The following is a 22,253-nucleotide window of genomic DNA, read 5'->3' on the forward strand; positions in this document are numbered from 1 at the left end:
GCGACGGAAGTGGGGATTATCCGGGCACGAAGGATCTTTCCGGGCGGACGGCCGACGTCACGGCGCTAGGTTCGTGATCGAGTCACAGCCGATCGACTGGGAGCGTGAATGAGGTACCGGAGTGCGGCCGTCATCGCCGCCGTTCTGGCCGCGAGTGTCCTCGGCGGCGGGACCGCCGTCGCCGGCACCGGGAAACCGGGCGCCGACGGCGCGGGCGACAGCTACTACCCGCAGGACGGCAACGGCGGCTACGACGTCGGCGACTACAACCTGAAAATCGGCTACGAGCCCGCCACCAAACAGCTCACCGGCCTCCAGACGATCACCGGCCGGACCACTCAGGCGCTGAGTTCGTTCAACCTCGACCTGCGCGGGCTGACCGTCGACTCGGTCAAGGTCAACGGGCGAAAGGCGGCCTTCACCCGCAGCGGTGACCACGAACTCGTGATCACCCCGGCGCGTCCGCTGCGGAACCACGAGCGGTTCACCGCCGAGATCGCCTACCACGGCGTCCCGCAGCCGATCGAGGATCCGTCGCTGGGCGAGAACGGCTGGCAGTACGCGAAATCCGGCGGCGCGTTCGTCGCGGGCGAGCCGAAGTCCGCGACCACCTGGTACCCGGTCAACGACACCCCGCGGGACAAGGCGACCTTCCACCTCGCGGTCACCGTGCCCTCGGAATGGGGTGCCATCTCGAACGGCCGCGAGCGCGGGCAGTTCGCTTCGGGGAAGAACACCACGTACGTCTGGGCCGAAGAGACCCCGGCCGTGCCGTACATGACGACGGTCGCGATCGACAAATGGGAGTTCGAGCGGACGAAGCTGTCCGACGGCACCCCGGTCGTCAACGCCTACGCCCCCGGCACCCCCGCGGCGACGAAGCAGGCCGAGGCGCGGCTGCCGGAGATCATCGACTTCCTGGCGTCGAAGTTCGGGCGCTACCCGGTGGACGCCGCGGGCGGCATCTTCCTCGCCGAGCCGATCGGCTTCTCACTGGAGACGCTGAGCAGGCCGATCTACTCGGGCGCGGCGGGCAACGTCCCGACGATCGTGCACGAGAACGCCCACCAGTGGTGGGGCGACTCGGTCGCCGTCGACAAGTGGAAGGACGTCTGCCTCAACGAATGCTTCGCCTCGTACGCGGAATGGCTCTGGTCCGAGGCGAAGTCGGGGCAGGACCTCAAGGCGCGCTACCTGACCGCCGTGCAGAAGGCGACGGACCGGTTCTGGGCAGGGAAGCTGTACGACATGGGGCCCGGCAACGAGTTCACGTACGTCTACTCGAAGGGCCCGGTGGCGCTGCACGCGCTGAAGAACTACATCGGCGCGGCACCGTTCGACCGCATCCTGAAGACGTGGCCCGCCATCCACCGCGACGGCAACGCGAGCCTGCCGGAGTTCCAGAAGTTCGCCGAACGCGTCGCGCACAAGGACCTTCAGGGCTTCTTCGACGCGTGGTTCTACGGCAACACCAAACCGGCACCCGAGTTCCTCTACCCCGGGGACCTCAAGCCGGCGGCCTGACCGTCGTCACACGTTAGGGTGAGGGCATGACGTCAGTGCTCCTCACCGGTTTCGAACCGTTCGGCGGTGAGCGGGTGAACCCGTCGTGGCAGGCGGTTTCCCTGCTCACCGGCCGTCGGCAAGACGCCGTGGCCGTCGAACTGCCGTGCGTGTTCTCGCGTTCGCTGGTCACCTTGCGCGACGCGATCGACGAATACCGCCCGGAACTGGTGATCTGCGTCGGACAGGCGGGCGGCCGCCCCGGCGTCACCCCGGAACGCGTCGCGATCAACCTGATCGACGCCCGCATCCCGGACAACGCGGGCTCGCAACCCGTCGACGTCCCGGTGATCCCCGGCGGGCCCAACGCGTACTTCACCACTCTGCCGGTGAAAGCGTGTGTCGCGGGGATCGAGCACGCGGGACTGCCCGCGTCGGTCTCGCACACCGCCGGGACGTACGTGTGCAACCAGGTCTTCTACGGGCTGATGCACTTGCTGGACAACGACTTTCCCGGCGTCCGCGGCGGTTTCGTGCACGTGCCGTACACGCCGGAGCAGGCCGCGCGGACGACCGCGCCGAGCCTGGCCGTGCACCGCGCGGCGGAGGCGCTGGAGATCATCGTGGACACCGCGCTTTCGGTGACCGAGGATCTCGCGACCCCGGCGGGCACCCTGCACTGATCAGGGCTTGAGCTGCGCGGTGAAGAACTCGACCATCTCCGCCGTCGTGCGCGAAGTGCCGTCGCTGCGGGTCGAAACGAGCATCGCGCTCAACGGCGCGTCCTCGGTGCCGAAGAGCACGATGCCGCTTCGCTTGCCCGCGCCCGCCAAGTAGCGCCCACGGAGCCCGTCGGCCGCCCAGGTGCCCTCCACGGGCTTGCCCTTGGTCATCCGCTGCCGGACGCCGTCCTCCAGGCCGGTCATCGCGACACCCTGGTAGTAGTTGATCGCGTTCGACGCCTTGTCGCCGGAGAACACACAGGTGACCGCCGACGACGCCCCCACCGTGGCGGCCGCGTCCGGCGCCTCCCGGCAGTCGTCCCCCTTCGGGACGACCGCGGCGATCCGGCGGAGGCAGTCCGTGAAGCCCTGCGCGTCCTTCGCCCCCGGCTGGTCGCAGCTCACCGGTTTCGCCGGGGCCGGTCCGGCGACCGGCGCTTCCTCGCCGCCGCGGAGCAGGACGATCGTCGTCACGATCGCCGCGAGGGCCAGCACGATGACGCCGTACGTCGTGGGCTTCTGCCAGCTCCGGCCCGGCGGGGGCGGGGGCGGCGCCCAGCGCGGCGGCTGCGGGCGGCGCGGCTGTTGTTGCTGCACGGGCTGCTGCTGCACGGGCTGTTGCCGCACCGGCGGCGAGACCGGCGCGAAGGCGGGCACGGTCAGCTGAGAATCCTCGCCACCCGCGGGCACGTGGTGCAGCCCGAACGCGACCGCCGTCTCCGGCTGATCCTGCGTGGTCGGCGCGATCCTGAGCTGGTTCGCCAGCAGGCTCGCCAGCAACGGCATCCGGCTCGGCCCGCCGACGAGGTAGACGCCGCCGAGCCGGTCGGGGGACAGCCCGGCGCGGCGGATCGTGGTGGCCAGCAGTTCGGCGCTGCGCAGGAAACTCGGCCGGACGAGCGCTTCGAGCTCCGTCCGCGTCACCCGCACGTCGCCGAACGGCTCCGGCATCGGGATCTCGGTCTGCTGGTGCCGGGACAGGCTTTCCTTGGCGTCACGGACATCCTGCAGCAACGACCGGCGCGTCCGGCGGTCGCTCACCGACTGCGGACGCAGGATCCGTTGCCACCGCGCGGGTTCGGAATGCGACACCTCACGGCCGATGTGCACCAGCAGCGCCTGGTCGATGTCGAGACTGCCGAGATCGGGCAGGCCGTCCTCGGCGAGCACGGCGAACCCCTGCGCGCTGACACCGACGACCGCGCAGTCGAAGGTGCCCGCCCCGAGGTCGTACACCGCGATCGGACCGGGCGGCCGCCGTCCGTGGTTGAGGGAGGCGTAATGCGCGGCCGCGGCGACCGGCTCGGGAATGAGCACCGTCGCGGGAAAACCGGCCTTGAGCGCGGCGTCGCGGAGGATCTGCTTGCGATCCGGGCCCCAGCCCGCGGGATGGGAGATCCGCACCTGCGCGGGCAGGCGCTGAAGAAGCAGCTCGGCCTCCTCGCCGACCCGGCGCAGGACCGCGGCGAAGGCGTCGGCGATGGGCAGCGTGACCTCACCGAGCTGGAGAGCGCCCTCGTCGATGCGACGCTTCGGATTCGCCTCGAACCGGCTCGGATCCAGCCGCGCCCGGCGTTCGGCGTCACGGCCGACGAAGACGGTGCCGTCCTTGTCGACGTAGATCGCGGACGACATCGTCACCGACCCGTCGATCTCGACGACCTGCGTCCCCCTGCCGTGGATCGAAAGCACCCCCACCGTGCTGGAGGTACCGAAATCGATCGCCAGAACGTCCACCTGACCCCCTCCCGGACCCGAAGGCATCGTCTCACGCCCCCCGATCACGCGAGTTCCGCCTCTGATCACGCGAGTTACGTCCCTGATCACGCGAGTTCGCCCTCTAATCACGTGAGTTCGCCATCCACGCACACAGGCCCCTGTGCGGGAAAGGCGAACTCGCGTGACCTGGAGCCCGAGACGGGTCAGACGGCGGTCGAAATGGTGACGTCGTGATCGTCGAAATCGGCGACCACCCGCATCCGGCCGCCCAAGGCGACGATGTACCTGCGGAGCGTGTCCAGTTCCATCTGGCTCGGATCGCCCTGCTCGAGCTGGCTGATCCGCGGCTGACTCACGCCCATCCGCTTGGCGACCTCGGCCTGACTCAGCCCCACGTCTTCGCGCAGTTCCGACAGTCGAAAGCCGAGAACGTACGCCTGAGTGGCTTCTCGCGCCTCAGCCCGCGCGACTTCGACGTCGCGGCCCGCCTCACGATCCGCGGCGAGCTTTTCGGCCTTGACCTCTTTCCAGGACCGACCCATTTCAGCCTTCCTCCATCGCGTCCAGATGCCGCCGGTATCGCTCCTCCGCGATCGGGATGTTGACGTCGTACCACCGTTTCCAGTTTCCGGCCTTGTCACCGGCCACCAGGAGCACGGCCCTGCGCACCGGATCGAAGACGAACAGGATCCTGATCTCGGTGTGCCCCGCCGACGCCGGGCGCAACTCTTTCAAGTTGTGCCTGCGCGAGCCACTGATCCGGTCGACCAGTGGCCGTCCGAGCCGCGGTCCTTCACGAGCCAGCATGTCGATCGCCTCTTCGACCCGGTCGGCCGTACGCGGTTCTTCCCGGCACAACGCCGCGAACCAGCGATCCACTTCGTCGTGAAGTTCGATCTCCCACTGCATCAGGCGACCATAATGTAGACCTTATATCGATCAGAGTGCGAAGACCAGAGTTCCCACGAAGGTGCGCTTCCACCACTGGGTTTTCCGCAGACGCAATGCCTCACCACGCACGAGTCCCGTTCCTGATCACGCGAGCTCGCCATTCCCGCACACAGGCCCCTGTGCGGAAAAGGCGAACTCGCGTGATCGGGCACGCAAGTCACGTGACTGGATGGCGAACTCGCGTGATTGGGAGGCCGACACGCGTGATCAGACGGACGACACGGCTGCAGACGCGAAAGTGCCCGCCGCGGCAAACCCGCGACGGGCACTTCCGGAACCGATGGGGCTTTACTCGCCCTCGGCTTCACCGTTCTCTTCGGTCGAGCCGGCACCGATGCTCACCGGCGGGGCGTCCGGGACCGACGAGGGCCGGGCTTCGCCGCGGAAGACGAAGTGCGCCTTGTCGTCCTTCTCGCCCTCTTCGTCGTTCCAGCCTTCGACGTCGACCAGGATGATCTGGCCGGCCTGGATCTCGCCGAACAGGATCTTCTCCGACAGCTGGTCCTCGATCTCGCGCTGGATCGTGCGGCGCAGCGGCCGCGCGCCCAGCACCGGGTCGAAGCCGCGCTTGGCGAGCAGCGCCTTGGCCTTGGGCGTGAGCTCGAGCTCCATGTCCTTGGCCTTGAGCTGCTTCTCGACCCGGGCGGCCATCAGATCGACCATCTGGATGATCTGGTCCTTGGTCAGCTGGTGGAAGACGATGATGTCGTCGATCCGGTTCAGGAACTCAGGCCGGAAATGCTTCTTCATTTCCTCGTTGACCTTTTGCTTCATCTTCTCGTACCGGTTGGCGGTGTCGCCTCCCTGCGAGAACCCGAGCGAGACGGACTTGGAGATGTCCGAGGTACCCAGGTTCGAGGTGAAGATGAGCACGGTGTTCTTGAAGTCGACCGTACGACCCTGGCCGTCGGTGAGACGGCCGTCTTCGAGGACCTGCAGGAGCGTGTTGTAGATCTCCTGGTGGGCCTTCTCGATCTCGTCGAACAGCACCACCGAGAACGGCTTGCGCCGTACCTTCTCGGTCAGCTGGCCGCCCTCTTCGTAGCCGACGTAGCCCGGAGGGGCACCGAAGAGCCGCGAAGCGGTGTAGCGGTCGTGGAACTCGCCCATGTCGATCTGGATGAGCGCGTCGTCCTCGCCGAACAGGAACGCCGCGAGCGCCTTGGACAGCTCGGTCTTACCGACACCGGACGGGCCGGCGAAGATGAACGAGCCGGAGGGGCGCTTCGGGTCCTTCAGGCCGGCGCGGGTGCGGCGGATCGCCTGGGAGACGGCCTTGACCGCGTCCTCCTGGCCGATGATCCGCTTGTGCAGCTCGTCCTCCATGCGGAGCAGACGCGTGGTCTCCTCCTCGGTGAGCTTGAACACCGGGATGCCGGTCCAGTTGGCGAGGACCTCGGCGATCTGCTCCTCGTCGACCTCGGCGACGACGTCGAGGTCGCCGTCCTTCCACTGCTTCTCCCGCTCACCCTTCTGGCCGAGGAGGGTCTTCTCCTCGTCACGGAGGCGGGCGGCGCGCTCGAAGTCCTGCGCGTCTATCGCGGACTCCTTGTCCCTGCGCACGTCGGCGATCTTCTCGTCGAACTCGCGCAGGTCCGGCGGCGCGGTCATGCGGCGGATGCGCATCCGGGCACCGGCCTCGTCGATCAGGTCGATCGCCTTGTCCGGGAGGAAGCGGTCGTTGATGTAGCGGTCCGCGAGGGTGGCCGCCTGCACCAGCGCGCCGTCGGTGATGGAGACGCGGTGGTGCGCCTCGTACCGGTCGCGGAGACCCTTCAGGATCTCGATCGTGTGCTCGAGCGACGGCTCGCCGACCTGGATCGGCTGGAAGCGGCGCTCCAGCGCGGCGTCCTTCTCGATGTACTTGCGGTACTCCTCGAGGGTGGTCGCGCCGATCGTCTGCAGCTCACCACGGGCCAGCATCGGCTTCAGGATCGACGCGGCGTCGATCGCGCCCTCGGCGGCACCCGCGCCGACGAGCGTGTGCAGCTCGTCGATGAACAGGATGATGTCGCCGCGGGTCTTGATCTCCTTGAGCACCTTCTTGAGGCGCTCTTCGAAGTCACCGCGGTACCGGGAACCGGCGACCAGGGAGCCGAGGTCGAGGGTGTAGAGCTGCTTGTCCTTCAGCGTCTCGGGCACCTCGCCCTTGACGATGTTCTGCGCGAGCCCTTCGACGACGGCGGTCTTGCCGACGCCGGGCTCACCGATCAGGACCGGGTTGTTCTTGGTGCGCCGCGACAGCACCTGCATGACCCGCTCGATCTCCTTGCCGCGGCCGATGACCGGGTCGAGCTTGCCTTCGCGGGCCTGCACGGTCAGGTTGCGGCCGAACTGGTCGAGCACCAGCGACGACGACGGGGTGCCTTCACCGCGTCCGGAGCCGGTCTCGGTCGACTCCTTGCCACCCTGGTAGCCCGACAGCAGCTGCAGGACCTGCTGACGCACCCGGTTGAGGTCCGCGCCGAGCTTGACGAGCACCTGTGCGGCGACGCCTTCGCCCTCGCGGATGAGCCCGAGCAGGATGTGCTCGGTGCCGATGTAGTTGTGGCCGAGCTGCAGCGCTTCGCGCAGCGACAGCTCAAGCACCTTCTTGGCCCGCGGGGTGAAGGGGATGTGCCCGCTCGGGGCCTGCTGCCCCTGGCCGATGATCTCCTCGACCTGCTGGCGGACGCCCTCCAGCGCGATGCCCAGCGATTCCAGCGCCTTGGCGGCGACACCTTCACCCTCGTGGATCAGACCCAGGAGGATGTGCTCGGTGCCGATGTAGTTGTGGTTGAGCATCCTGGCTTCTTCTTGGGCCAGGACGACCACCCGCCTCGCGCGGTCGGTGAACCTCTCAAACATGTGCACTCCCTCGACTGCTGCGACGGCGGCCCGTTTCCATCGTGCTTTCACCGCGATGGATTCAGCACCGTGAGACCACTCTAGTAGCCACGCGGTCGCGCTGGCGTACCACTACGGCTGATTGCGGCCCGTTCGCGCCCGGCCCGTTCTCCGGCCGTGCGCTCTTTCATCTTCCGGTTGCCCTGCACCTTTACGTCAAGCACAACGTGCGGACACGCGTCCGGATTCCGCCGGAAGGGCGTTGTCCGCTGAGCGCGAACACGGGTCCGCCCAGTGGATGGACACCCGTCCGGAGTAGTCACGGATCGTATGTAAGGTAAGGCGTACCTAATGACGGGAGGCCGGTGTGTCACGACACTACGCGCTCGCGTCCCCCGCGGACGGGCTCCGGGCCTCCCTCGCCAGGATGCCCGGGGACGCCCGGCTCCGCGGAGACGTGCCGGAGGACGAGCCGGGCTGGGTCCGCTGCGGCGACCTGCTCGGCGAACCGGCCGGTCTCGTGCGCTGGCGGGAGCGGCTCACCGGCTGGCTGGCCGAGACGTACCCGGAGTCGGCCCGGATCCCCGAGCGGACCCCGGCGAGCTGGATCCTGTCCTGGTACCTGCACGTCCCGGCCTTCGCCGGCGCGATGCTGCTGCATCACGAACGCCGCGTCCCGTCGCTGGCGCCGTCCGCGCTGGCGTTCCGGATCGGCGCCGACCGGCCGCATCCCGACTCCGTCGCCGTCTTCGGTGACGGTTTCCACTGCCTGCCGACGGACCCGGGCTCCGCGCATCCGCGGGCCGTCGTCGTCCCGGACGAGCGGGCGCTGGCGACCGTCCTGCGCGGCAGGTTCGTCGCGCACGCGAGCCGGTTCATCGACGTCTACGGGCCGCTGACGAGGCTCGGGCGGCGGCAACTGTGGGCGGCAGCCACGGACGCGCTCGACAACGCGCTGTGGTCGGCGGGACGGCTGGGCGGGACCCCGGAGGCCGAAGGAGCCGGGGTCGCGGACGCCGCGCTGGTCCTCGAATCGCGGTTCCCGCCGCTGACGTCGGCGTCGAAGCTGACGTCAGCGACGGGAGCCGACGGCCGCCGCGAGTGGACGAGAAACCGCGAAAGCTGCTGTTTCTCCTATCTGCTGCCGGCGGAATCGGAATGCGGCGGCTGTCCGCGAATCCGTTAAGGGGTCCAGGCGGGATTCCGGCCCGTCGCGCCCAACGCGCGTTCGAACGTCGTCGCGCCTTCCGCGACGACCACTTCGTCGCCGTACACCTTCATCGCCCGCGCCTGATCACCGATCTCCAGCGCGATGGCGTACACGGCGTCGGCGACTTCGGGGAGGACGGTGAACTCCGCGCCGGTCGCCTTGGCGAGGTCCCAGCCGTGGAAGACGAACTCGTCCAGCACCATGTAGCCGGCCATCGACGCGGGCATCGGGTTGCCGCCGAAGGTGGTCTGTCCCTGCCACGCCTCGGGCGCCCCGAAGACGTCCACGAGCCGCGCGGTCTGCTTCTCGACGTCACCGAGCCATCCGTCGCCAGCGAGCCCCGCCTCCGCCTCGCCGGAGGACACCTCGGGCGGCGGCGCCTTACGCCCGGCGGCTTCGAGCCAGGGTCCCCAGTAGAGAAGGTGGTTCAGCAGGGCGCGGACGTCGTATTCGGCGCACGGGGTGCGGGCGGCGAGGTCGGACTCGCCGATCCCGCGCAGGATTCCGGCGAATTCCGCGGCGGCGGGGGCGATCAGGGCAGCGTGTTCGGACATGGGGGCATGAGTTCACGGAAACCGGCGCACCGTCTTGAAGAAACGCGACAGGGTTAGGTTGAGGGGGTGAGCGGGCACCGGATCCCGGCGGGGATCGTCAACGCGCGGCAGGCGAAGTTCAGTCTCGTCCGGTATCCACCCACACCCGGGCTGGCCCCGTTCGTCGACCACCACTGGGTGCTGCGCTGGGATCTGAGCGGCCGTCCGGCCCACGAACAGGTGGTACTGCCCAATCTCGCGGTGAACGTCACGTTCTTCCGCCACGCGGAAGGTGCGTTCGGGCCGGGGAAACGACCTTTTCGCCACACCGTCGCGGGCACCGGCCACGGTATCGGCGTGCGATTCCGGCCGGGGGCTTTCCGGGCATTCCTCACCGGCCCGGTCACGATGATCTCCGGCGGTTCCGTTCCGCTCACCGATCTCTTCCCCAGCGCCGGCGGAGTGACGGAATCGGTACGGAATGCGACGAACGACTTCGAAATGGTCCGCCGATGCGAGGAACTGCTCCTCGGAGGAGATCCCGTGCTCACCGCCGCGGCCAGGTCGGCCATCGAAGCGGTCGAAACAATCGCGGCCGATCCGGCCATTACCAGAGTCGGCGAGCTGTCAAGCCGAACGGGCCTGTCTCAGCGAAGCCTGCAACGCCTGTTCGCCGAACATGTCGGCGCCGCCCCCAAATGGGCGATTCAGGTGTACCGATTGAACGAGGCGGCGGCACGGATCGCCGCCGAGGATCGGCCGGACTACGCGGAACTGGCGTTCACGCTGGGCTATAGCGACCAAGCCCACTTCATCCGGGATTTCCGCTCCGTGACCGGATGGGCGCCCACCGAGTACGCCCGCTTGAACCGTGTACAAGAACAAGAAAGCCGCCGGGAACAGTTTCCCGGCGGCCCGCGAGTCTGAAAGACCTCAGTTCTTCTTGTGGTAGGCCTCCACGACCTCGGACGGGATACGTCCACGGTCGGAAACCTGGAAGCCGTTCTTGCGGGCCCAGGCGCGAATGGCCTGGTTCTGCTCGCGGTCCACGGTCGCGGGGCGGGCGGCGGCCTTCACGCCGGCGACCGGACGAATGGCGGTGCGCTTACGGCCACCCGCGCGACGGGCGTGCTCCACATACTGGGCCAGCGCGTCACGAAGCTCTTCCGCGTTTTCCGCGGAAAGGTCGATCTGGTAGCTCACACCGTCCAAACCGAACTCGACGGTCTCTTCCGCCTCAGTGCCGTCGAGGTCGTCGACGAGAGAGACGAGCACCTTCTGTGCCATCTGTTTCCTCCTGCTGGGGGCTTACACGAATGATCTGGTACGGGGCATGCCCCGGACAGAAGACTTTGTCTAGCGACATTAATACCCGCTACCGAGACATAACGCAAATCTTGTTTACGAGAACGATCGAGGTATCTGTCACGCGGACGGGTTATTCGGGTCGGACGAGCGGGAAGAGGATGGTCTCCCTGATACCAAGGCCGGTCAGCGCCATCAGCAACCGGTCGATCCCCATTCCGACACCACCGCTCGGCGGCATTCCGTACTCCAGCGCACGGAGGAAATCCTCATCCAGGTTCATGGCCTCACTATCACCCTGCGCACCCAGCCGAGCCTGTTCCACCAGACGCTGACGCTCCACCACGGGATCGACGAGCTCGGAGTATCCGGTGGCCAGTTCGAATCCGCGCACGTACAGATCCCACTTCTCGGCCACCCCCGGCTTGCTGCGATGTTGCCTGGTCAGCGGGGATGTCTCGACCGGAAAATCACGGACAAAAGTGGGTTCGTGGAGATGATCTCCGACGAGATGTTCCCAAAGTTCTTCGACGAGTTTGCCGTGGCCTAACTTTGGGTCGAGCTCCAGCTCTCGCGCTTCGGCATAGGAACGCAGCTTGTCCGCCGATGTCTCGGGAGTGACCTCTTCCGACAACGCCCCGGACAGCGACTCGTACATTCCGAGCGTGGTCCACTCGCCGGACAGGTCGTACTCCGAACCGTCGGCGAGAGTGACCACCTGAGTACCGAGAACGTTCTGCGCCGCCTCCTGGATGAGCTGGCGCGTCATCACCGCATTGGAGTCATAGGTCGCATACGCTTCGTAGTACTCGAGCATCGCGAACTCCGGCGAGTGGGACGAGTCGCTGCCCTCGTTCCGGAAGTTCCGGTTGATCTCGAAGACCTTCTCGATACCGCCGACCACGCAACGCTTGAGGTACAGCTCCGGTGCGATCCTCAAGTAGAGGTCGAGGTCGAAGGCATTCGAATGTGTGACGAATGGCCGGGCCGCCGCGCCGCCGTGCAGCGTTTGCAGCATCGGGGTCTCGACCTCGAGGAATCCCCGGCCGTGAAACGAGTCACGCAGGGAACGCAGCACACCGGCCCGGGTACGGACCACGTCCCGCGCCTTGGGACGCACGATCAGATCGACATAACGCTGCCGGATCCGCGTTTCCTCGGCCAGCTCTTTGTACATCACCGGCAACGGGCGCAATGCTTTCGACGTGATCCGCCATGAGTCGGCCATCACGGAAAGCTCACCGCGCTTGGAGGTGATGACCTCGCCCTCGACGAATACGTGATCGCCGAGATCGACATCGGACTTCCACGCCGCGAGCGCGTCCGCGCCCACCTTCGCGAGGCTGATCATCGCCTGCAACTCGGTGCCGTCGCCTTCACGGAGACTCGCGAAACACAGTTTGCCGGTATTGCGCATGAACATGACCCGGCCGGTGACGCCGACGATCTCACCGGTGGCGGTGTCGACGGGAAGACCGGAATGCTTCTCGCGCACTTCGGCCAGCGAGTGCGTCCGGGGTACCTCGACCGGATACGGATCGATACCCTCCGCGATTATCCGGTCGCGCTTGTCCCGGCGCACCCGCATCTGTTCCGGCAGGTCTTCGTCGGGGCTCACGCCCTCGGATGCGGGGATTTCAGTCATGGCGCACAGCGTACGAACCCGCCGCTTCCCTACGCCAACCGGATTACCTTTTCCGAGTCCGGACCGGCCGGTTTTCTCTCCATTAACCTGGTTCGCGTGAACTCATCCACTCCCGGCATCGAACCCGAACTGCACGCCCGCCGCGCCGCCTCGTTCGGCGCGAAGGCCGCCGCCTATGCCGCCCATCGGCCGGATTATCCGGAAAAGGCACTGGCCTGGGGGCTGGCCGGCGCCCGGGGAACACCGGAACGGGTCCTCGACCTGGGCGCGGGCACCGGCAAGGTCAGCATGGGCCTGCTCGCGCTGGACGTCACGGTCACCGCGGTCGAACCGGACGCGCAGATGCTCGAAGAGCTCGCCAAGGCGCTCCCGGCCGTGACCCCGCTCATCGGGACCGCGGAGCGGATCCCGCTGCCGGACGAGTCCGTGGACGCCGTGGTCGCCGGGCAGGCGTTCCACTGGTTCGACCTCGACCGGGCCTATCCGGAGATGGCCAGGGTACTCAGGCCGGGCGGAGTCGTTGTGGCGCTGTGGAACCACGACGACGAGTCGACGGGCTGGCTGGCGGAGTTCAACACGCTCATCAAGAGCTCGATGAGCAGGCGCTGGCTGAGCGACTACGAATCGCTGCCGGATCACGAGGCCTTCGAACCGTTCGAGAAGGAGACCTTCGGCCACAAACAACCCAGGACGGCGGAAAGCTTGGTGGAGACGATCGCCACCCATTCGCATCTGCTGGTGGCCCCGGAAGCGGAACGCGCCGCCAAACTGCGCGCGGCGCGGGAATTCCTCGACCGGAACCCGGAAACCGCCTCGGGGGAATTCGACCTTCCGCTCATCACCACGGTCTTCCGGGCGGGTAAACGATGACCGACTGGAAGGCGGCGTTCACGGCGACGTTCGGCGCGCCCGCGTCGGCGGTGTCCGCGGGGATCTGGGCCGAGGCGTACGGCGACGAGTACCCCGCCGAACTGGACACCTACAGCTTCGTGACCCGGACCGACCTGCGCGACATCGTGGCCGGGGCGCGACTGGCACCGGGCGGGCGGCTGGCCGACATCGGCTGCGGGCGCGGCGGGCCGGGCCTGTGGGTCGCCGCGCGCACGTACGCGACGCTCACCGGCGTCGACATCGCGGAGACGGCGCTGGCTTCGGCGCGGCGTCGCGCCGAAGCGATGGACGTCGACGCGGCCGACTTCCAGGTCGGCAGTTTCTCGGACACCGGTCTGGAGGACGCGTCGTTCGACGCGGTCATGAGCGTCGACGCGCTGCTGTTCGCGCCCGACAAGCGGCGCGCCTGCGAGGAGTTCACGCGGATCCTCGTGCCCGGCGGGCGCCTGCTCGTCACGACCTGGGACTTCGACGGGCAGCCCGAGAACCGGCCGCCGCAGGTGCCCGACCACCGGCCGCTACTGGAAGCGGCCGGGTTCGACGTCCTTTCCTACGAGGAGACGCCGGACTGGCAGGCGAGGCAGCGGCGGACCGTGGAACTCTCGCTGGAGCGCGTGGCGGAACTGGCCGCGGAATCCGGCACGGATCCGGCGAAACTGCGGGCGAGCCTCGAAGTCGTCCTGCGGAACCAGGACCTGATGACGCGGCGGGTCCTGATCGTCGCTTCCCGTCGCGTTTAGTCCTCTGAATGCGGTAGTCGAACACGCAAGGACCGCATTCAGAGGACTAAACGCGGTGGTTGCGCTCGTAGACGAGGCGCAGGCCCAGGAGGGTGAGATCCGGCGCGTGCTCGGTGATCGTTTCGGACTCCTCGAGCACCAAGGGCGCGAGGCCACCGGTCGCGATCACCGCGACGGGATCGGTCCCGCCCGGCGAGAGCTCGCGCTTGATCCGCTTCACCAGGCCGTCGACCTGGCCGGCGAAGCCGTAGAGGATGCCGGATTGCAGGCATTCCACGGTGTTCTTCCCGATCACCGACCGCGGCGGCACCAGCTCCACCTTGCGCAGCGCCGCGGCCCGCGCGGCCAGCGCGTCGACCGAGATCTCGATACCGGGCGCGAACGCGCCGCCGAGGAACTCGCCCTTGGCGGAAATGGCGTCCACATTGGTCGAAGTCCCGAAATCCACCACCACGCAGGCGGTGGACGGGTGCAGATGGTGCGCGGCCAGGGTGTTCACCAGCCTGTCCGCGCCCACCTCCCTGGGGTTGTCGACCAGGAGCGGCACGCCGGTGCGCACCCCCGGCTCGATGACGATCTTCGGCACTTTGGCGTAATACCGCGAAAGCATCACGCGCAGTTCCCGCAGCACGGCGGGAACCGTGGACAGCGCGCTGATCCCGGTGATCGCGTCCGCGTGCGAGCCGAGGAGGCCGCGCATGGTCAACGCCAGTTCGTCGGCGGTCATCCGCGCGTCGGTGCGCATCCGCCAGTCGCCGATCAGCTCGCTCTCGGAGTACAGGCCGAGCACGATGTTGGTGTTACCGACGTCGACCGTGAGCAGCAAGGGCTCAGCTTTCGGCGTGCAGAAGCGCGTCGAGACGGCGGGCGTCGGCGGTTTCGGCGACCGGGAAGGTCATCGTGTCGTCGTCGGCCAGCGTCACGGTGCCGCTCAACAACCCGGAACCCTCCGGCGCGTGACCGGGGTTGGCGCCCTTCTCGACGATCCGGTTGTCCGCGTCGACGAAGACGACCCGCGGCCGGAACGAGGCCGCCTCGGCGTTCTCCATCTGCGCGTACGAAATCAGGATCACCAGATCCCCGGGGTGCACCAGATGCGCCGCGGCGCCGTTGATGCCGAGCACCCCACTGCCGCGTTCGCCCGCGATCACGTAGGTCTCGAGCCGCGCGCCATTGGTGACGTCCACAATGGACACCTGTTCGCCCGGCAGCAGATCCGCCGCGTCCATCAGGTCCTCGTCGACGGTCACCGAACCGACGTAGTGGAGATCGGCCTGGGTGACCGTCGCCCGGTGGATCTTCGATTTCAGCATCGTGCGATACATCGTGGACTCTCCCTATTCCCCTGCGTCCAGCGCGTTTTCCGGATGGTCGACGGCGGCGCCGAGCATCACCGGGACGTTGTCGATCAGCCGGGTACTCCCCACCCTGGCCGCGATCAGCAACCGCGCTTCACCGTCCGCGGGCGCGGGCCCGAGGTCGGTTCCCCTCAATTCCAGATAGTCGACCTCGACCGCCGGACGCGCGGCGAGGGTCTGCCTGGCGGTCGCCAGCACGGCTTCCGCGCCGTCGCGTCCGACGAAGGCACCCGCGGTGAGTGCCGCCGACAACACGATCGCGTCCTCGCGCTGTTCCGGAGTCAGGTAGACGTTGCGCGAGGACAACGCCAGCCCGTCGCGTTCCCGGACCGTCGGCACCCCGATGACACGGGTGTCGAAGTTCAGGTCACGCACCATCTTCTTGATCAGCACCAGCTGCTGGTAGTCCTTCTCCCCGAAGAAGGCGTAGTCCGGCCGCACGATGTTGAACAGTTTCGCCACCACGGTCAGCACGCCGGCGAAATGCCCCGGCCGCACCGCGCCTTCCAGCTCGTCGCCGAGCGCGCCGGGATGCACCGTGACGGTGGCCCCGTCGGGATACAGATCCGACGCCTTGGGCAGGAAGCCCAGCTCGACGCCGTCCTCCTTCAGCACCTCGAGGTCCTTGTCCAGCGGACGCGGGTACGCCTCGAAGTCCTCGCCCTCCCCGAACTGCAGGGGATTCACGAAGATCGACGTCGCGACGACCGTGTTCGGCAGCCGCTTCGCCCGGCGGATCAGCTCACGGTGGCCCGCGTGCAGGGCGCCCATCGTGGGCACCAGCGCGACCTTGCGGCCGACGCCGTGCAGGGCACGCGTCACCTTGCTGACCTGCTCGGGCGGCTGGAAGGTGTGCAGCGTGCCTCGGGCGAATTTCGGTGTGGTCACTGGTTTTGCTGCCCTTCGGCGGGATCTGCGGGATCACTCAGGAGTTCGGTGAGCTCGGCGGCGGCCGAGGCATCCAGTAGCCCGGCGGCGTCGCCGCGCGCCAGCGTGCGCCTGGCCAGCGCGCGATAGCTCGGGGCGACGTCGGGGCCACGTTCGGCAAGCACCGCGAGATGCTTACGCACGGTGCCGAGATCACCACGGGCCACCGGCCCGGTCAGCGCCCGGTCCCCGTGTCGGAGAACATTATCCAACGCCGCCGACAACAACGGAGCCACCAGGCGTTCGGGCTGGGCGATTCCCGCCTCCCGCAACAATTCCGCGCAATCGGCGACCAGCGTCATCAGGTGGTTCGCGCCGTGCGCCAACGCCGCGTGATAGAGCGCTCGCGCTTCGTCAGGGACCCGGACGGGTTCCGCGCCCATCTCCACGGTCAGCGCCTCACCGACGTTCCACGCCGCTTCGTCACCCTCTGTGGCTGTGACGCCGATGCTGCACGCGGCCAGCCTGTCGAGGTCTTCGGCGCGGCCGGTGAAGGTCATCACGGGGTGCAGGGCCAGCGGCAGCGCCCCGGCCTCGGCGGCGGGCGCGAGGACGTCGATGCCGTGCGACCCGGAGGTGTGCACGACGATCTGGCCGGCCCGCAGGGAGCCGGTGGCGACGAGGCCGCGCACCATCCCCGCGAGCGCGTCGTCCGGCAGGGCCAGCAGGACGAGGTCGGCGCGGCGGGCGACCTCGTCGGGCGGCAAGAGGGGTACGTCGGGGAGCAGTTGCTCCGCCCGGCGAACCGAAGCGTTGGAAAGGCCCGAAGCGGCGACGACGGTGTGCCCGGCCCTGGAGAGCGCGGCACCGACGACACTGCCGACCCGGCCCGCGGAAACGACGCCGACGGCCAGGCGAGCGGGCCTCATCATGGCGTTCGCCAGTGGACGCTCATGGTCGAAAACTCCTCAACTCGTTCCAGTCCCGCTCGGTGGGCGCGGGTACCAGACGACGGCGCGAGAGTAACCCTCCGGCCCGTGTCTGAACCGACCCTCGTGACCAGCTTCACCTGACAGTGGTCACCCGCGTGGCGCGCCGTCGGCCAGCCGCACGGCCTCGGCGCGCGACGTCTTGAGCACCTGGAGCAGCTCACGCTGCCGCTGTTTGGCCTCGTCGGTGAGCTTCCGGCCACGCCGCAGGAACGCGAGCTCGGTCACGCTGGCCTGGTAGCGGCCGACGGCCTTCGCCGCCTCCCGCCCCGACTGCTTCCGCGCCTGTTTCCGCCACGACCGCCGCCCGGACAGACTGGCCAGCAGCGGCACCTCGGACGGCGCGATCCAGCGCGCGTCGACCATCAGCGGCAACGCGGCCGCGACGATCCGCTGCTCGCGGCGCCGCTGCATGACCACCACCGAGAAGACCCCGATGAACAGCGGCACCATGATCAGGAAGTAGACGTTCAGGAAGGTCTTGGCGCCGCCGAGCAGCGCGGCACCGTTCCACAGCGCGTGCAGCAGCACCGCGACGACGTAGCCGCCGATCGGCGCCAGGATCCGCAGCGAGCGCACCTTGCTGCTCGCGGCGATGCCGAGCCCGATCCCGGTCATGACGGCGAACAGCGGATGGGTGAACGGCGAAAGCACGCCGCGGAGGAAGAACGCCGCGAGCACGCCGGCGCTCGTGCCGTCACCGAAGCCGTGCTCGGCGAAGGCGCGGCCGAAGTAATAGATGTTCTCGGTGAAGGCGAACCCGGCCGCGGTGAAGCCGGCGTAGACGATGCCGTCCACGACGCCGTCGAACTCGATCGGGCGGCGCCACCACAGCAGCAGGATGAAGGCCGCCTTCGCGGCTTCCTCGACGAGCGGCGCGGAGACCAGTCCGCTGATCTTGCCGCCGACGCCGGTGCCGAGCAGCAGGTCACCGACAGCCTCGGCGCCGCTGTTGAGCAGCAGCGCGATGATCGTCGCGACACAGGCGCCCCAGACGAAGGACAGCAGCAGGAGCTTCGGCGGTTCCGGTTCCCAGCGGTCGACCCACAGGAAGGCCGTGACCACCACGGCGACCGGGACCAGCGCCGCGAGCACACCGATCGTCACCGCGGGCAAGCCGACCTTCTCGGTCACCGTGCCGAACACGAACAGCCCGCACAGCGCGACGGCGATCAGCCCGAGCACCGGCAGCAGCACGGTGATCGACCGAGACCGGCGTGGCCGGTCGAGACCGGGCGCCGGGGAGGAAGGCTCGCTCACAGCGGGTCACCCTACCGTCGGGATACGGTCAGTCTTCGGCACGCCGCCTGCGCCGCGGGGTGGACTCGTTCGCGCCGTTCGCCGCGAGCAGGTCCATCACCGACCGGCCGGAGGCGTGGGAACCCGCGGCGGGCCTCTCCGGACGGCTGTGCGAAGACCCGTTGCGCGACGGCGCCTCCTCCTCCGGCTTCGCCCGCCTGCCGCCGTGACGGCCGCTGGAGGACTCGGAGTTCTGCCAAGCCGGAGGCTCGCCGTCCGGGCGGCGGCGACGGCCGCCACCGGTGGGCTCCGGAACGTTCGGGGCCGGGGTGAGCGAGACCGAGGAGTCCTCCGCCGCCCGGCGACGGCGTCCGCCGCCGTTCTGCGTCAGGCGGACCTCTTCGGGCAGCGTCGGGTTGACGGCGGGCGGCTTCTCGGTGCCACCGCCGTGCCGCGACGGCGCCTCGGCGGCCGGACGGCGTACCGGTTCGGGCTCCGGCTGCCGCACGGGCTCTGCCCGGCGAGGCGGCTCGGACACGACAGGGATCGGCATGGGGATCGACAGCGGGGTCGGCGGCTCAGGATCACGACGCGGCTCGGGGCGCGGTTCCGGCCGCGGCTGCGACGCCGACGGCTGGGGCTGCTGCGGTTTCGGTGGCGGCATCGGGCGCAGCCGGTCCTGGAAGTCGTCCTTCCTGGGGAACGCCGCGCTCAGGTCGGACACCGGGCGCTCCTGCGTCCACGACGGCTTCCACTCGCCGGTGGCCTCCATCGGCTCCTGGGCGGGTTTGTTCGCGGGCGGCGGCGTGCCACCGGCCGGGTGGGACCGCTCGACCGGCTTCATCCCTGGACGGGTCAGGCCGAGCTCGCGGTTCGGCCGCGGACGATCCGGCTCGACCCGCTTGACCGGCTTCGCCTGCGCGGCGGGCTTCACCGGCGGCGTCTCCTTGCGGGTCTGCTCCTCCGGGCGCGGCGCGGGCGGCCGCTGCACGGTTCCGGCGTCGAGCCGCTGCTGCAGCGAAGGCTGCGGACGGCGAGTCGGTTCGTTGCGCTGGGGCTCGGGGCGCTGGGGTTCCGGACGCTGCGGCTGCCGGGCGACGGTGGGCATCGACGGCTGCGAGACCTCGGCGCGGGAGACACCCGGCATGGACGGGCGCGACACCTCGGCGGGCGTCACCGGCGGCGGGGTCTTGCGCTGAGGTTCCAGACGCTGGGGCTGCGAAACCTCGGCCGGCGACATGGCGGGGTTGGACATCTCGAGCCGCTCGCGGCGGGCGGCTTCGGCGGCGAGCGCCTCGGCCGCCTTCGAAGCGCGGGCGTCCGCCTTGCGCATGCTGCGGCGAGTGGACTCGTCGACCGGCTTCGGCCGCTGGACCTGATTGCTCTGGCCGTAGCCGTTGGTGCCGTTGACCTGGCCGTTCGACGGCTTGCGACGGGCGGCGGGCGGCGTGCCCGCCCGCGCGGACGCGGGTTCGAGGACACGGTCGATCATCTCGGTCGGGCGGTCGCGCTCACGCTCGTCGACGTCGATGGTGGTGCTCTTGGCGGGCATCAGCTGGGGTTTGCCGTTGCCGTTCTCGGAGCCGGCGCTCATCAGCTGCTTGTTGTCGAGGGACCGCATCCGGGTGGCCTGCGCGGTGAGCGCGACGCGTTCGAGGAGGACCTCGCCGCCGCCGAAGAGCGACTGGAGGCTTTCACGCAGGGCGCTCACCTCGGCTCTGAGCGCTTCGAGCTCGTCATGGGAGCGGTTCTCGGCGACCTGACGGCTCTCCGCTTCGATCTCCAGCTCGAACTCGCGGCGGGCGGCGATCTCGCGTTCCAGCTCAAGCTCGTAGACGGCCTGCGCCTCGGCGACGGCGTCCTCGCTCTGTGACACGTGCTTGCGGTAGCGGACGGCCAGGAACGCACCGATCAAGGCGGCCCACAGCGCCGCGACGATGCCCAGCCGCAAGTAGCGGAGGTCGTCGGAAAGCACCAATGCGAGAGTCGCGCCGACGGCGAGAACCAAGCCGACGACAAGCCACGGCCTACCCGCAAGGCGGCCGCGCGAGTCGTCACCCACCCCGGTCATGCCCAACACCGTACCTTCTAGTAATCCGAACGAGACCTAGTCGGTACTTCGAGCGGTGGCTCTCGAGCGTTAACCGGTCGGCTCGGGATCGGGGTCCCGATCACCGCCCTCGGGGGTCCGGCAGCAGTGTTCGAGCCACAAAGCCGCAGCTACCAGGGCCACCGAGCTGACGATCCCGACCGTCGCCGAACGGAGGTCACCGCCCGCCGCGAGGAGTTCGTCACGTCGCGGAAAAAGATACGCGAAAGCCGCCAGCCAGACCCCCGTCATGGCGGATCCGGCGAGCGACGAGGCCTTGGCGAGGGCCACCGATCGGGCGACGGAGATCGCGGCGAGCACGCGGCCCTCCTTGATCCGCGAACGGATGATGAAGGCGAGCACGACCTCGCACAGCGCGAGGACGAGCAACGTGATTCCGGCGAAGAGCGGAAGCGCGGGGATCGATCCGTAGGCGACCTGGAACACCAGATAGGCCAGGACCAGACCCAGGAGGCCGGCCACCGCCAGCTCGCGTGGCCGGGTGAAGTGCATGGAACAACGCTACCTGGCAGGCTTGACTCTCCACCAACTGGAGAGTCGACGATGAAGCATATGGGCACCGCAGCGGTTTTCACCATCGGGGAGCTGGCCAAACGGACCGGCCTGCCGGTGAAGACCATCCGCTTCTACTCCGACGAAGGACTCCTGCCACCGACCGACCGCACCGACGCCGGCTACCGCCTTTACGACGCCACCGCGATGGCGCGTCTGGAGCTGGTCCGGACGCTGCGGGAACTCGGGCTGGGCCTCGCGGACGTGGAGCGGGCGCTGACCAGGGAAGCGACCATCGGGGACCTCGCGGTCCAGCACGTCGCCGCCCTGGACGAGCAGATCCGGCGGCTGGAACTGCGCCGCGCGGTCCTGCGAGCGGTGGCCAAACGGGACTCACCACTGGAGGAGGTCGAACTGATGAACAAACTCGCGTCGATGTCGGACGAGGACCGCAAACGTTTGCTCGACGAGTTCTGGGCGGACATGGTCGAAGGGCTCGAGCTGGACCCGCAGTTCTACGAGCGGATGCGCTCGGCGAAACCGGAACTGCCCGACGACCCGACGCCCGAGCAGCTGGAGGCCTGGATCGAGTTCGCCGAACTCGTCCAGGACGAGGAGTTCCGCGCGTCGATCCGCCGGATGAGCGAGTGGCACTCGAAGCTCCGGAAGGAGGACGGAGCGGACTTCGGCGAGAAGCAGCAACAGCTGTGGACCGCGTGGAGGGAGAAGGCGACCGAAGCGCTCGAAGCCGGTCTCGCGCCTGACTCGGCCGCGGGCCGCGAACTGGCGGAGACGATCTTCACGCAGTCTTCGCGGAACGGACAGGACCCCGCCGACCCGGCCTGGCGGAAACGGCTGGCCGACGGGATGTCGATCAGCATGGACCCGCGCGCCGAGCGGTACTGGCACCTGCTGGGGAAGATGAACGGCTGGCCGTCGTTCCCCTCGCAGATGCGGGAGGCCGAGTGGATCATCGCCGCCCTGCGCGCCGCGCTGGGATAGCAGCTATCGCCTCCGCGTTTCGTCACCTACTTGCGGTGGTTGGTCGCGAGTCGCACCGGGGCGCGGCAAAGGGCGTGTTGCGAAAGCCACCCACCCGCGCAATTAGGCACCTGCTTGCGGTGGTTCGTGTTGCCAACTTCCGCAGGCAGGA

General features: G+C 68.6%; 21 protein-coding genes. 7 read left to right on the plus strand and 14 right to left on the minus strand.

The genetic code is table 11. The features are described 5' to 3' along the window. Nucleotides 1-108: 108 nt before the first annotated feature. The gene (locus ACIHAO_RS20705; RefSeq protein ID WP_396560097.1) at nucleotides 109-1,524 is read left to right on the plus strand and encodes a M1 family metallopeptidase; all 1,416 of its coding nucleotides are present in this window, start codon (nucleotides 109-111) and stop codon (nucleotides 1,522-1,524) included. Nucleotides 1,525-1,550: 26 nt separating this feature from the next. After that, nucleotides 1,551-2,186 (plus strand): pyroglutamyl-peptidase I, encoded by a 636-nt coding sequence (pcp, locus tag ACIHAO_RS20710; RefSeq protein ID WP_396560099.1) that lies wholly within the window; start codon nucleotides 1,551-1,553, stop codon nucleotides 2,184-2,186. Here the strand turns inward: pcp and ACIHAO_RS20715 are convergent, their stop codons facing one another. From ACIHAO_RS20715 to ACIHAO_RS20730, 4 genes are all read right to left on the minus strand, one after another. Then, nucleotides 2,187-3,962, minus strand: a complete 1,776-nt coding sequence (locus ACIHAO_RS20715) for an Hsp70 family protein (RefSeq protein ID WP_396560101.1) — start codon at nucleotides 3,960-3,962, stop codon at nucleotides 2,187-2,189. A 185-nt stretch (nucleotides 3,963-4,147) separates the two neighbouring features. Then, nucleotides 4,148-4,486 carry a helix-turn-helix domain-containing protein gene (locus tag ACIHAO_RS20720; RefSeq protein ID WP_396560103.1) on the minus strand — a complete coding sequence of 113 codons (339 nt, stop codon included), beginning with the start codon at nucleotides 4,484-4,486 and terminating at the stop codon, nucleotides 4,148-4,150. Nucleotide 4,487: 1 nt separating this feature from the next. Next, nucleotides 4,488-4,853, minus strand: a complete 366-nt coding sequence (locus ACIHAO_RS20725; RefSeq protein WP_396560105.1) for a type II toxin-antitoxin system RelE/ParE family toxin — start codon at nucleotides 4,851-4,853, stop codon at nucleotides 4,488-4,490. A gap of 330 nt (nucleotides 4,854-5,183) precedes the next feature. Then, nucleotides 5,184-7,742 carry an ATP-dependent Clp protease ATP-binding subunit gene (locus tag ACIHAO_RS20730; RefSeq protein ID WP_125791213.1) on the minus strand — a complete coding sequence of 853 codons (2,559 nt, stop codon included), beginning with the start codon at nucleotides 7,740-7,742 and terminating at the stop codon, nucleotides 5,184-5,186. 406 nt (nucleotides 7,743-8,148) lie between these two features. Here ACIHAO_RS20730 and ACIHAO_RS20735 point away from each other — a divergent pair, with 406 nt between their 5' ends. After that, nucleotides 8,149-8,907, plus strand: coding sequence for a (2Fe-2S)-binding protein (locus tag ACIHAO_RS20735; protein WP_396560154.1), 759 nt, complete (start codon nucleotides 8,149-8,151; stop codon nucleotides 8,905-8,907). On the opposite strand, the gene ACIHAO_RS20740 is transcribed toward ACIHAO_RS20735, so the two are convergent. After that, nucleotides 8,904-9,485 carry a TIGR03086 family metal-binding protein gene (locus ACIHAO_RS20740; RefSeq protein WP_396560107.1) on the minus strand — a complete coding sequence of 194 codons (582 nt, stop codon included), beginning with the start codon at nucleotides 9,483-9,485 and terminating at the stop codon, nucleotides 8,904-8,906. The genes ACIHAO_RS20735 and ACIHAO_RS20740 overlap by 4 nt on opposite strands. 66 nt (nucleotides 9,486-9,551) lie before the next feature. On the opposite strand from ACIHAO_RS20740, the gene ACIHAO_RS20745 reads away from it, so the two are divergent. After that, nucleotides 9,552-10,391, plus strand: coding sequence for a DUF6597 domain-containing transcriptional factor (locus ACIHAO_RS20745; RefSeq protein WP_396560109.1), 840 nt, complete (start codon nucleotides 9,552-9,554; stop codon nucleotides 10,389-10,391). A 6-nt stretch (nucleotides 10,392-10,397) separates the two neighbouring features. On the opposite strand, the gene ACIHAO_RS20750 is transcribed toward ACIHAO_RS20745, so the two are convergent. Both ACIHAO_RS20750 and lysS read right to left on the minus strand, forming a co-directional pair. Beyond that, nucleotides 10,398-10,751: an Lsr2 family protein gene (locus ACIHAO_RS20750; RefSeq protein ID WP_005165380.1), complete on the minus strand. Its 354-nt coding sequence runs from the start codon at nucleotides 10,749-10,751 to the stop codon at nucleotides 10,398-10,400. Between the two features lie 151 nt (nucleotides 10,752-10,902). Then, nucleotides 10,903-12,414: a lysine--tRNA ligase gene (lysS, locus tag ACIHAO_RS20755; RefSeq protein ID WP_396560111.1), complete on the minus strand. Its 1,512-nt coding sequence runs from the start codon at nucleotides 12,412-12,414 to the stop codon at nucleotides 10,903-10,905. Nucleotides 12,415-12,510: 96 nt separating this feature from the next. On the opposite strand from lysS, the gene ACIHAO_RS20760 reads away from it, so the two are divergent. Both ACIHAO_RS20760 and ACIHAO_RS20765 read left to right on the plus strand, forming a co-directional pair. After that, nucleotides 12,511-13,284, plus strand: a complete 774-nt coding sequence (locus ACIHAO_RS20760; protein WP_396560113.1) for a class I SAM-dependent methyltransferase — start codon at nucleotides 12,511-12,513, stop codon at nucleotides 13,282-13,284. Further along, nucleotides 13,281-14,045, plus strand: a complete 765-nt coding sequence (locus ACIHAO_RS20765; protein ID WP_396560115.1) for a class I SAM-dependent methyltransferase — start codon at nucleotides 13,281-13,283, stop codon at nucleotides 14,043-14,045. Before ACIHAO_RS20760 ends, ACIHAO_RS20765 begins: the two co-directional genes overlap by 4 nt. A gap of 46 nt (nucleotides 14,046-14,091) precedes the next feature. Here the strand turns inward: ACIHAO_RS20765 and ACIHAO_RS20770 are convergent, their stop codons facing one another. From ACIHAO_RS20770 to ACIHAO_RS20800, 7 genes are all read right to left on the minus strand, one after another. Further along, nucleotides 14,092-14,871 (minus strand): type III pantothenate kinase, encoded by a 780-nt coding sequence (locus ACIHAO_RS20770; protein ID WP_396560117.1) that lies wholly within the window; start codon nucleotides 14,869-14,871, stop codon nucleotides 14,092-14,094. A 4-nt stretch (nucleotides 14,872-14,875) separates the two neighbouring features. Continuing rightward, nucleotides 14,876-15,370 carry an aspartate 1-decarboxylase gene (gene panD / locus ACIHAO_RS20775; protein WP_125683507.1) on the minus strand — a complete coding sequence of 165 codons (495 nt, stop codon included), beginning with the start codon at nucleotides 15,368-15,370 and terminating at the stop codon, nucleotides 14,876-14,878. Nucleotides 15,371-15,382: 12 nt separating this feature from the next. Next, entirely contained in the window at nucleotides 15,383-16,291 is a 909-nt protein-coding gene (gene panC / locus ACIHAO_RS20780; protein ID WP_125786163.1) for a pantoate--beta-alanine ligase, read from the minus strand. After that, the gene (locus tag ACIHAO_RS20785; RefSeq protein ID WP_396560156.1) at nucleotides 16,288-17,214 is read right to left on the minus strand and encodes a Rossmann-like and DUF2520 domain-containing protein; all 927 of its coding nucleotides are present in this window, start codon (nucleotides 17,212-17,214) and stop codon (nucleotides 16,288-16,290) included. The genes panC and ACIHAO_RS20785 overlap by 4 nt, the downstream gene beginning before the upstream one ends. Before the next feature lie 135 nt (nucleotides 17,215-17,349). Next, nucleotides 17,350-18,519, minus strand: a complete 1,170-nt coding sequence (locus ACIHAO_RS20790) for a PrsW family intramembrane metalloprotease (RefSeq protein WP_396560120.1) — start codon at nucleotides 18,517-18,519, stop codon at nucleotides 17,350-17,352. Between the two features lie 28 nt (nucleotides 18,520-18,547). Beyond that, nucleotides 18,548-20,569, minus strand: coding sequence for a DUF6779 domain-containing protein (locus tag ACIHAO_RS20795; protein ID WP_396560122.1), 2,022 nt, complete (start codon nucleotides 20,567-20,569; stop codon nucleotides 18,548-18,550). Between the two features lie 69 nt (nucleotides 20,570-20,638). Continuing rightward, the gene (locus ACIHAO_RS20800) at nucleotides 20,639-21,100 is read right to left on the minus strand and encodes a DUF3180 domain-containing protein (RefSeq protein ID WP_396560124.1); all 462 of its coding nucleotides are present in this window, start codon (nucleotides 21,098-21,100) and stop codon (nucleotides 20,639-20,641) included. Nucleotides 21,101-21,160: 60 nt separating this feature from the next. Here ACIHAO_RS20800 and ACIHAO_RS20805 point away from each other — a divergent pair, with 60 nt between their 5' ends. Next, on the plus strand, nucleotides 21,161-22,102 hold the full coding sequence (locus ACIHAO_RS20805; RefSeq protein WP_396560126.1) for a MerR family transcriptional regulator: 942 nt from the start codon (nucleotides 21,161-21,163) through the stop codon (nucleotides 22,100-22,102). Nucleotides 22,103-22,253 lie beyond the last annotated feature (151 nt).

The organism is Amycolatopsis sp. NPDC052450, assembly GCF_044547565.1.
Taxonomy (GTDB): domain Bacteria; phylum Actinomycetota; class Actinomycetes; order Mycobacteriales; family Pseudonocardiaceae; genus Amycolatopsis.

Coding starts and splice junctions, on each gene's coding strand:
- ACIHAO_RS20705 (WP_396560097.1), top strand. CDS start 109: ATGAGGTACCGGAGTGCGGCCGTCATCGCCGCCGTTCTGGCCGCGAGT.
- pcp (WP_396560099.1), top strand. CDS start 1,551: ATGACGTCAGTGCTCCTCACCGGTTTCGAACCGTTCGGCGGTGAGCGG.
- ACIHAO_RS20720 (WP_396560103.1), bottom strand. CDS start 4,486: ATGGGTCGGTCCTGGAAAGAGGTCAAGGCCGAAAAGCTCGCCGCGGAT.
- ACIHAO_RS20725 (WP_396560105.1), bottom strand. CDS start 4,853: ATGCAGTGGGAGATCGAACTTCACGACGAAGTGGATCGCTGGTTCGCG.
- ACIHAO_RS20730 (WP_125791213.1), bottom strand. CDS start 7,742: ATGTTTGAGAGGTTCACCGACCGCGCGAGGCGGGTGGTCGTCCTGGCC.
- ACIHAO_RS20735 (WP_396560154.1), top strand. CDS start 8,149: ATGCCCGGGGACGCCCGGCTCCGCGGAGACGTGCCGGAGGACGAGCCG.
- ACIHAO_RS20740 (WP_396560107.1), bottom strand. CDS start 9,485: ATGTCCGAACACGCTGCCCTGATCGCCCCCGCCGCCGCGGAATTCGCC.
- ACIHAO_RS20750 (WP_005165380.1), bottom strand. CDS start 10,751: ATGGCACAGAAGGTGCTCGTCTCTCTCGTCGACGACCTCGACGGCACT.
- lysS (WP_396560111.1), bottom strand. CDS start 12,414: ATGACTGAAATCCCCGCATCCGAGGGCGTGAGCCCCGACGAAGACCTG.
- ACIHAO_RS20765 (WP_396560115.1), top strand. CDS start 13,281: ATGACCGACTGGAAGGCGGCGTTCACGGCGACGTTCGGCGCGCCCGCG.
- panD (WP_125683507.1), bottom strand. CDS start 15,370: ATGTATCGCACGATGCTGAAATCGAAGATCCACCGGGCGACGGTCACC.
- ACIHAO_RS20795 (WP_396560122.1), bottom strand. CDS start 20,569: ATGACCGGGGTGGGTGACGACTCGCGCGGCCGCCTTGCGGGTAGGCCG.
- ACIHAO_RS20800 (WP_396560124.1), bottom strand. CDS start 21,100: ATGCACTTCACCCGGCCACGCGAGCTGGCGGTGGCCGGCCTCCTGGGT.
- ACIHAO_RS20805 (WP_396560126.1), top strand. CDS start 21,161: ATGGGCACCGCAGCGGTTTTCACCATCGGGGAGCTGGCCAAACGGACC.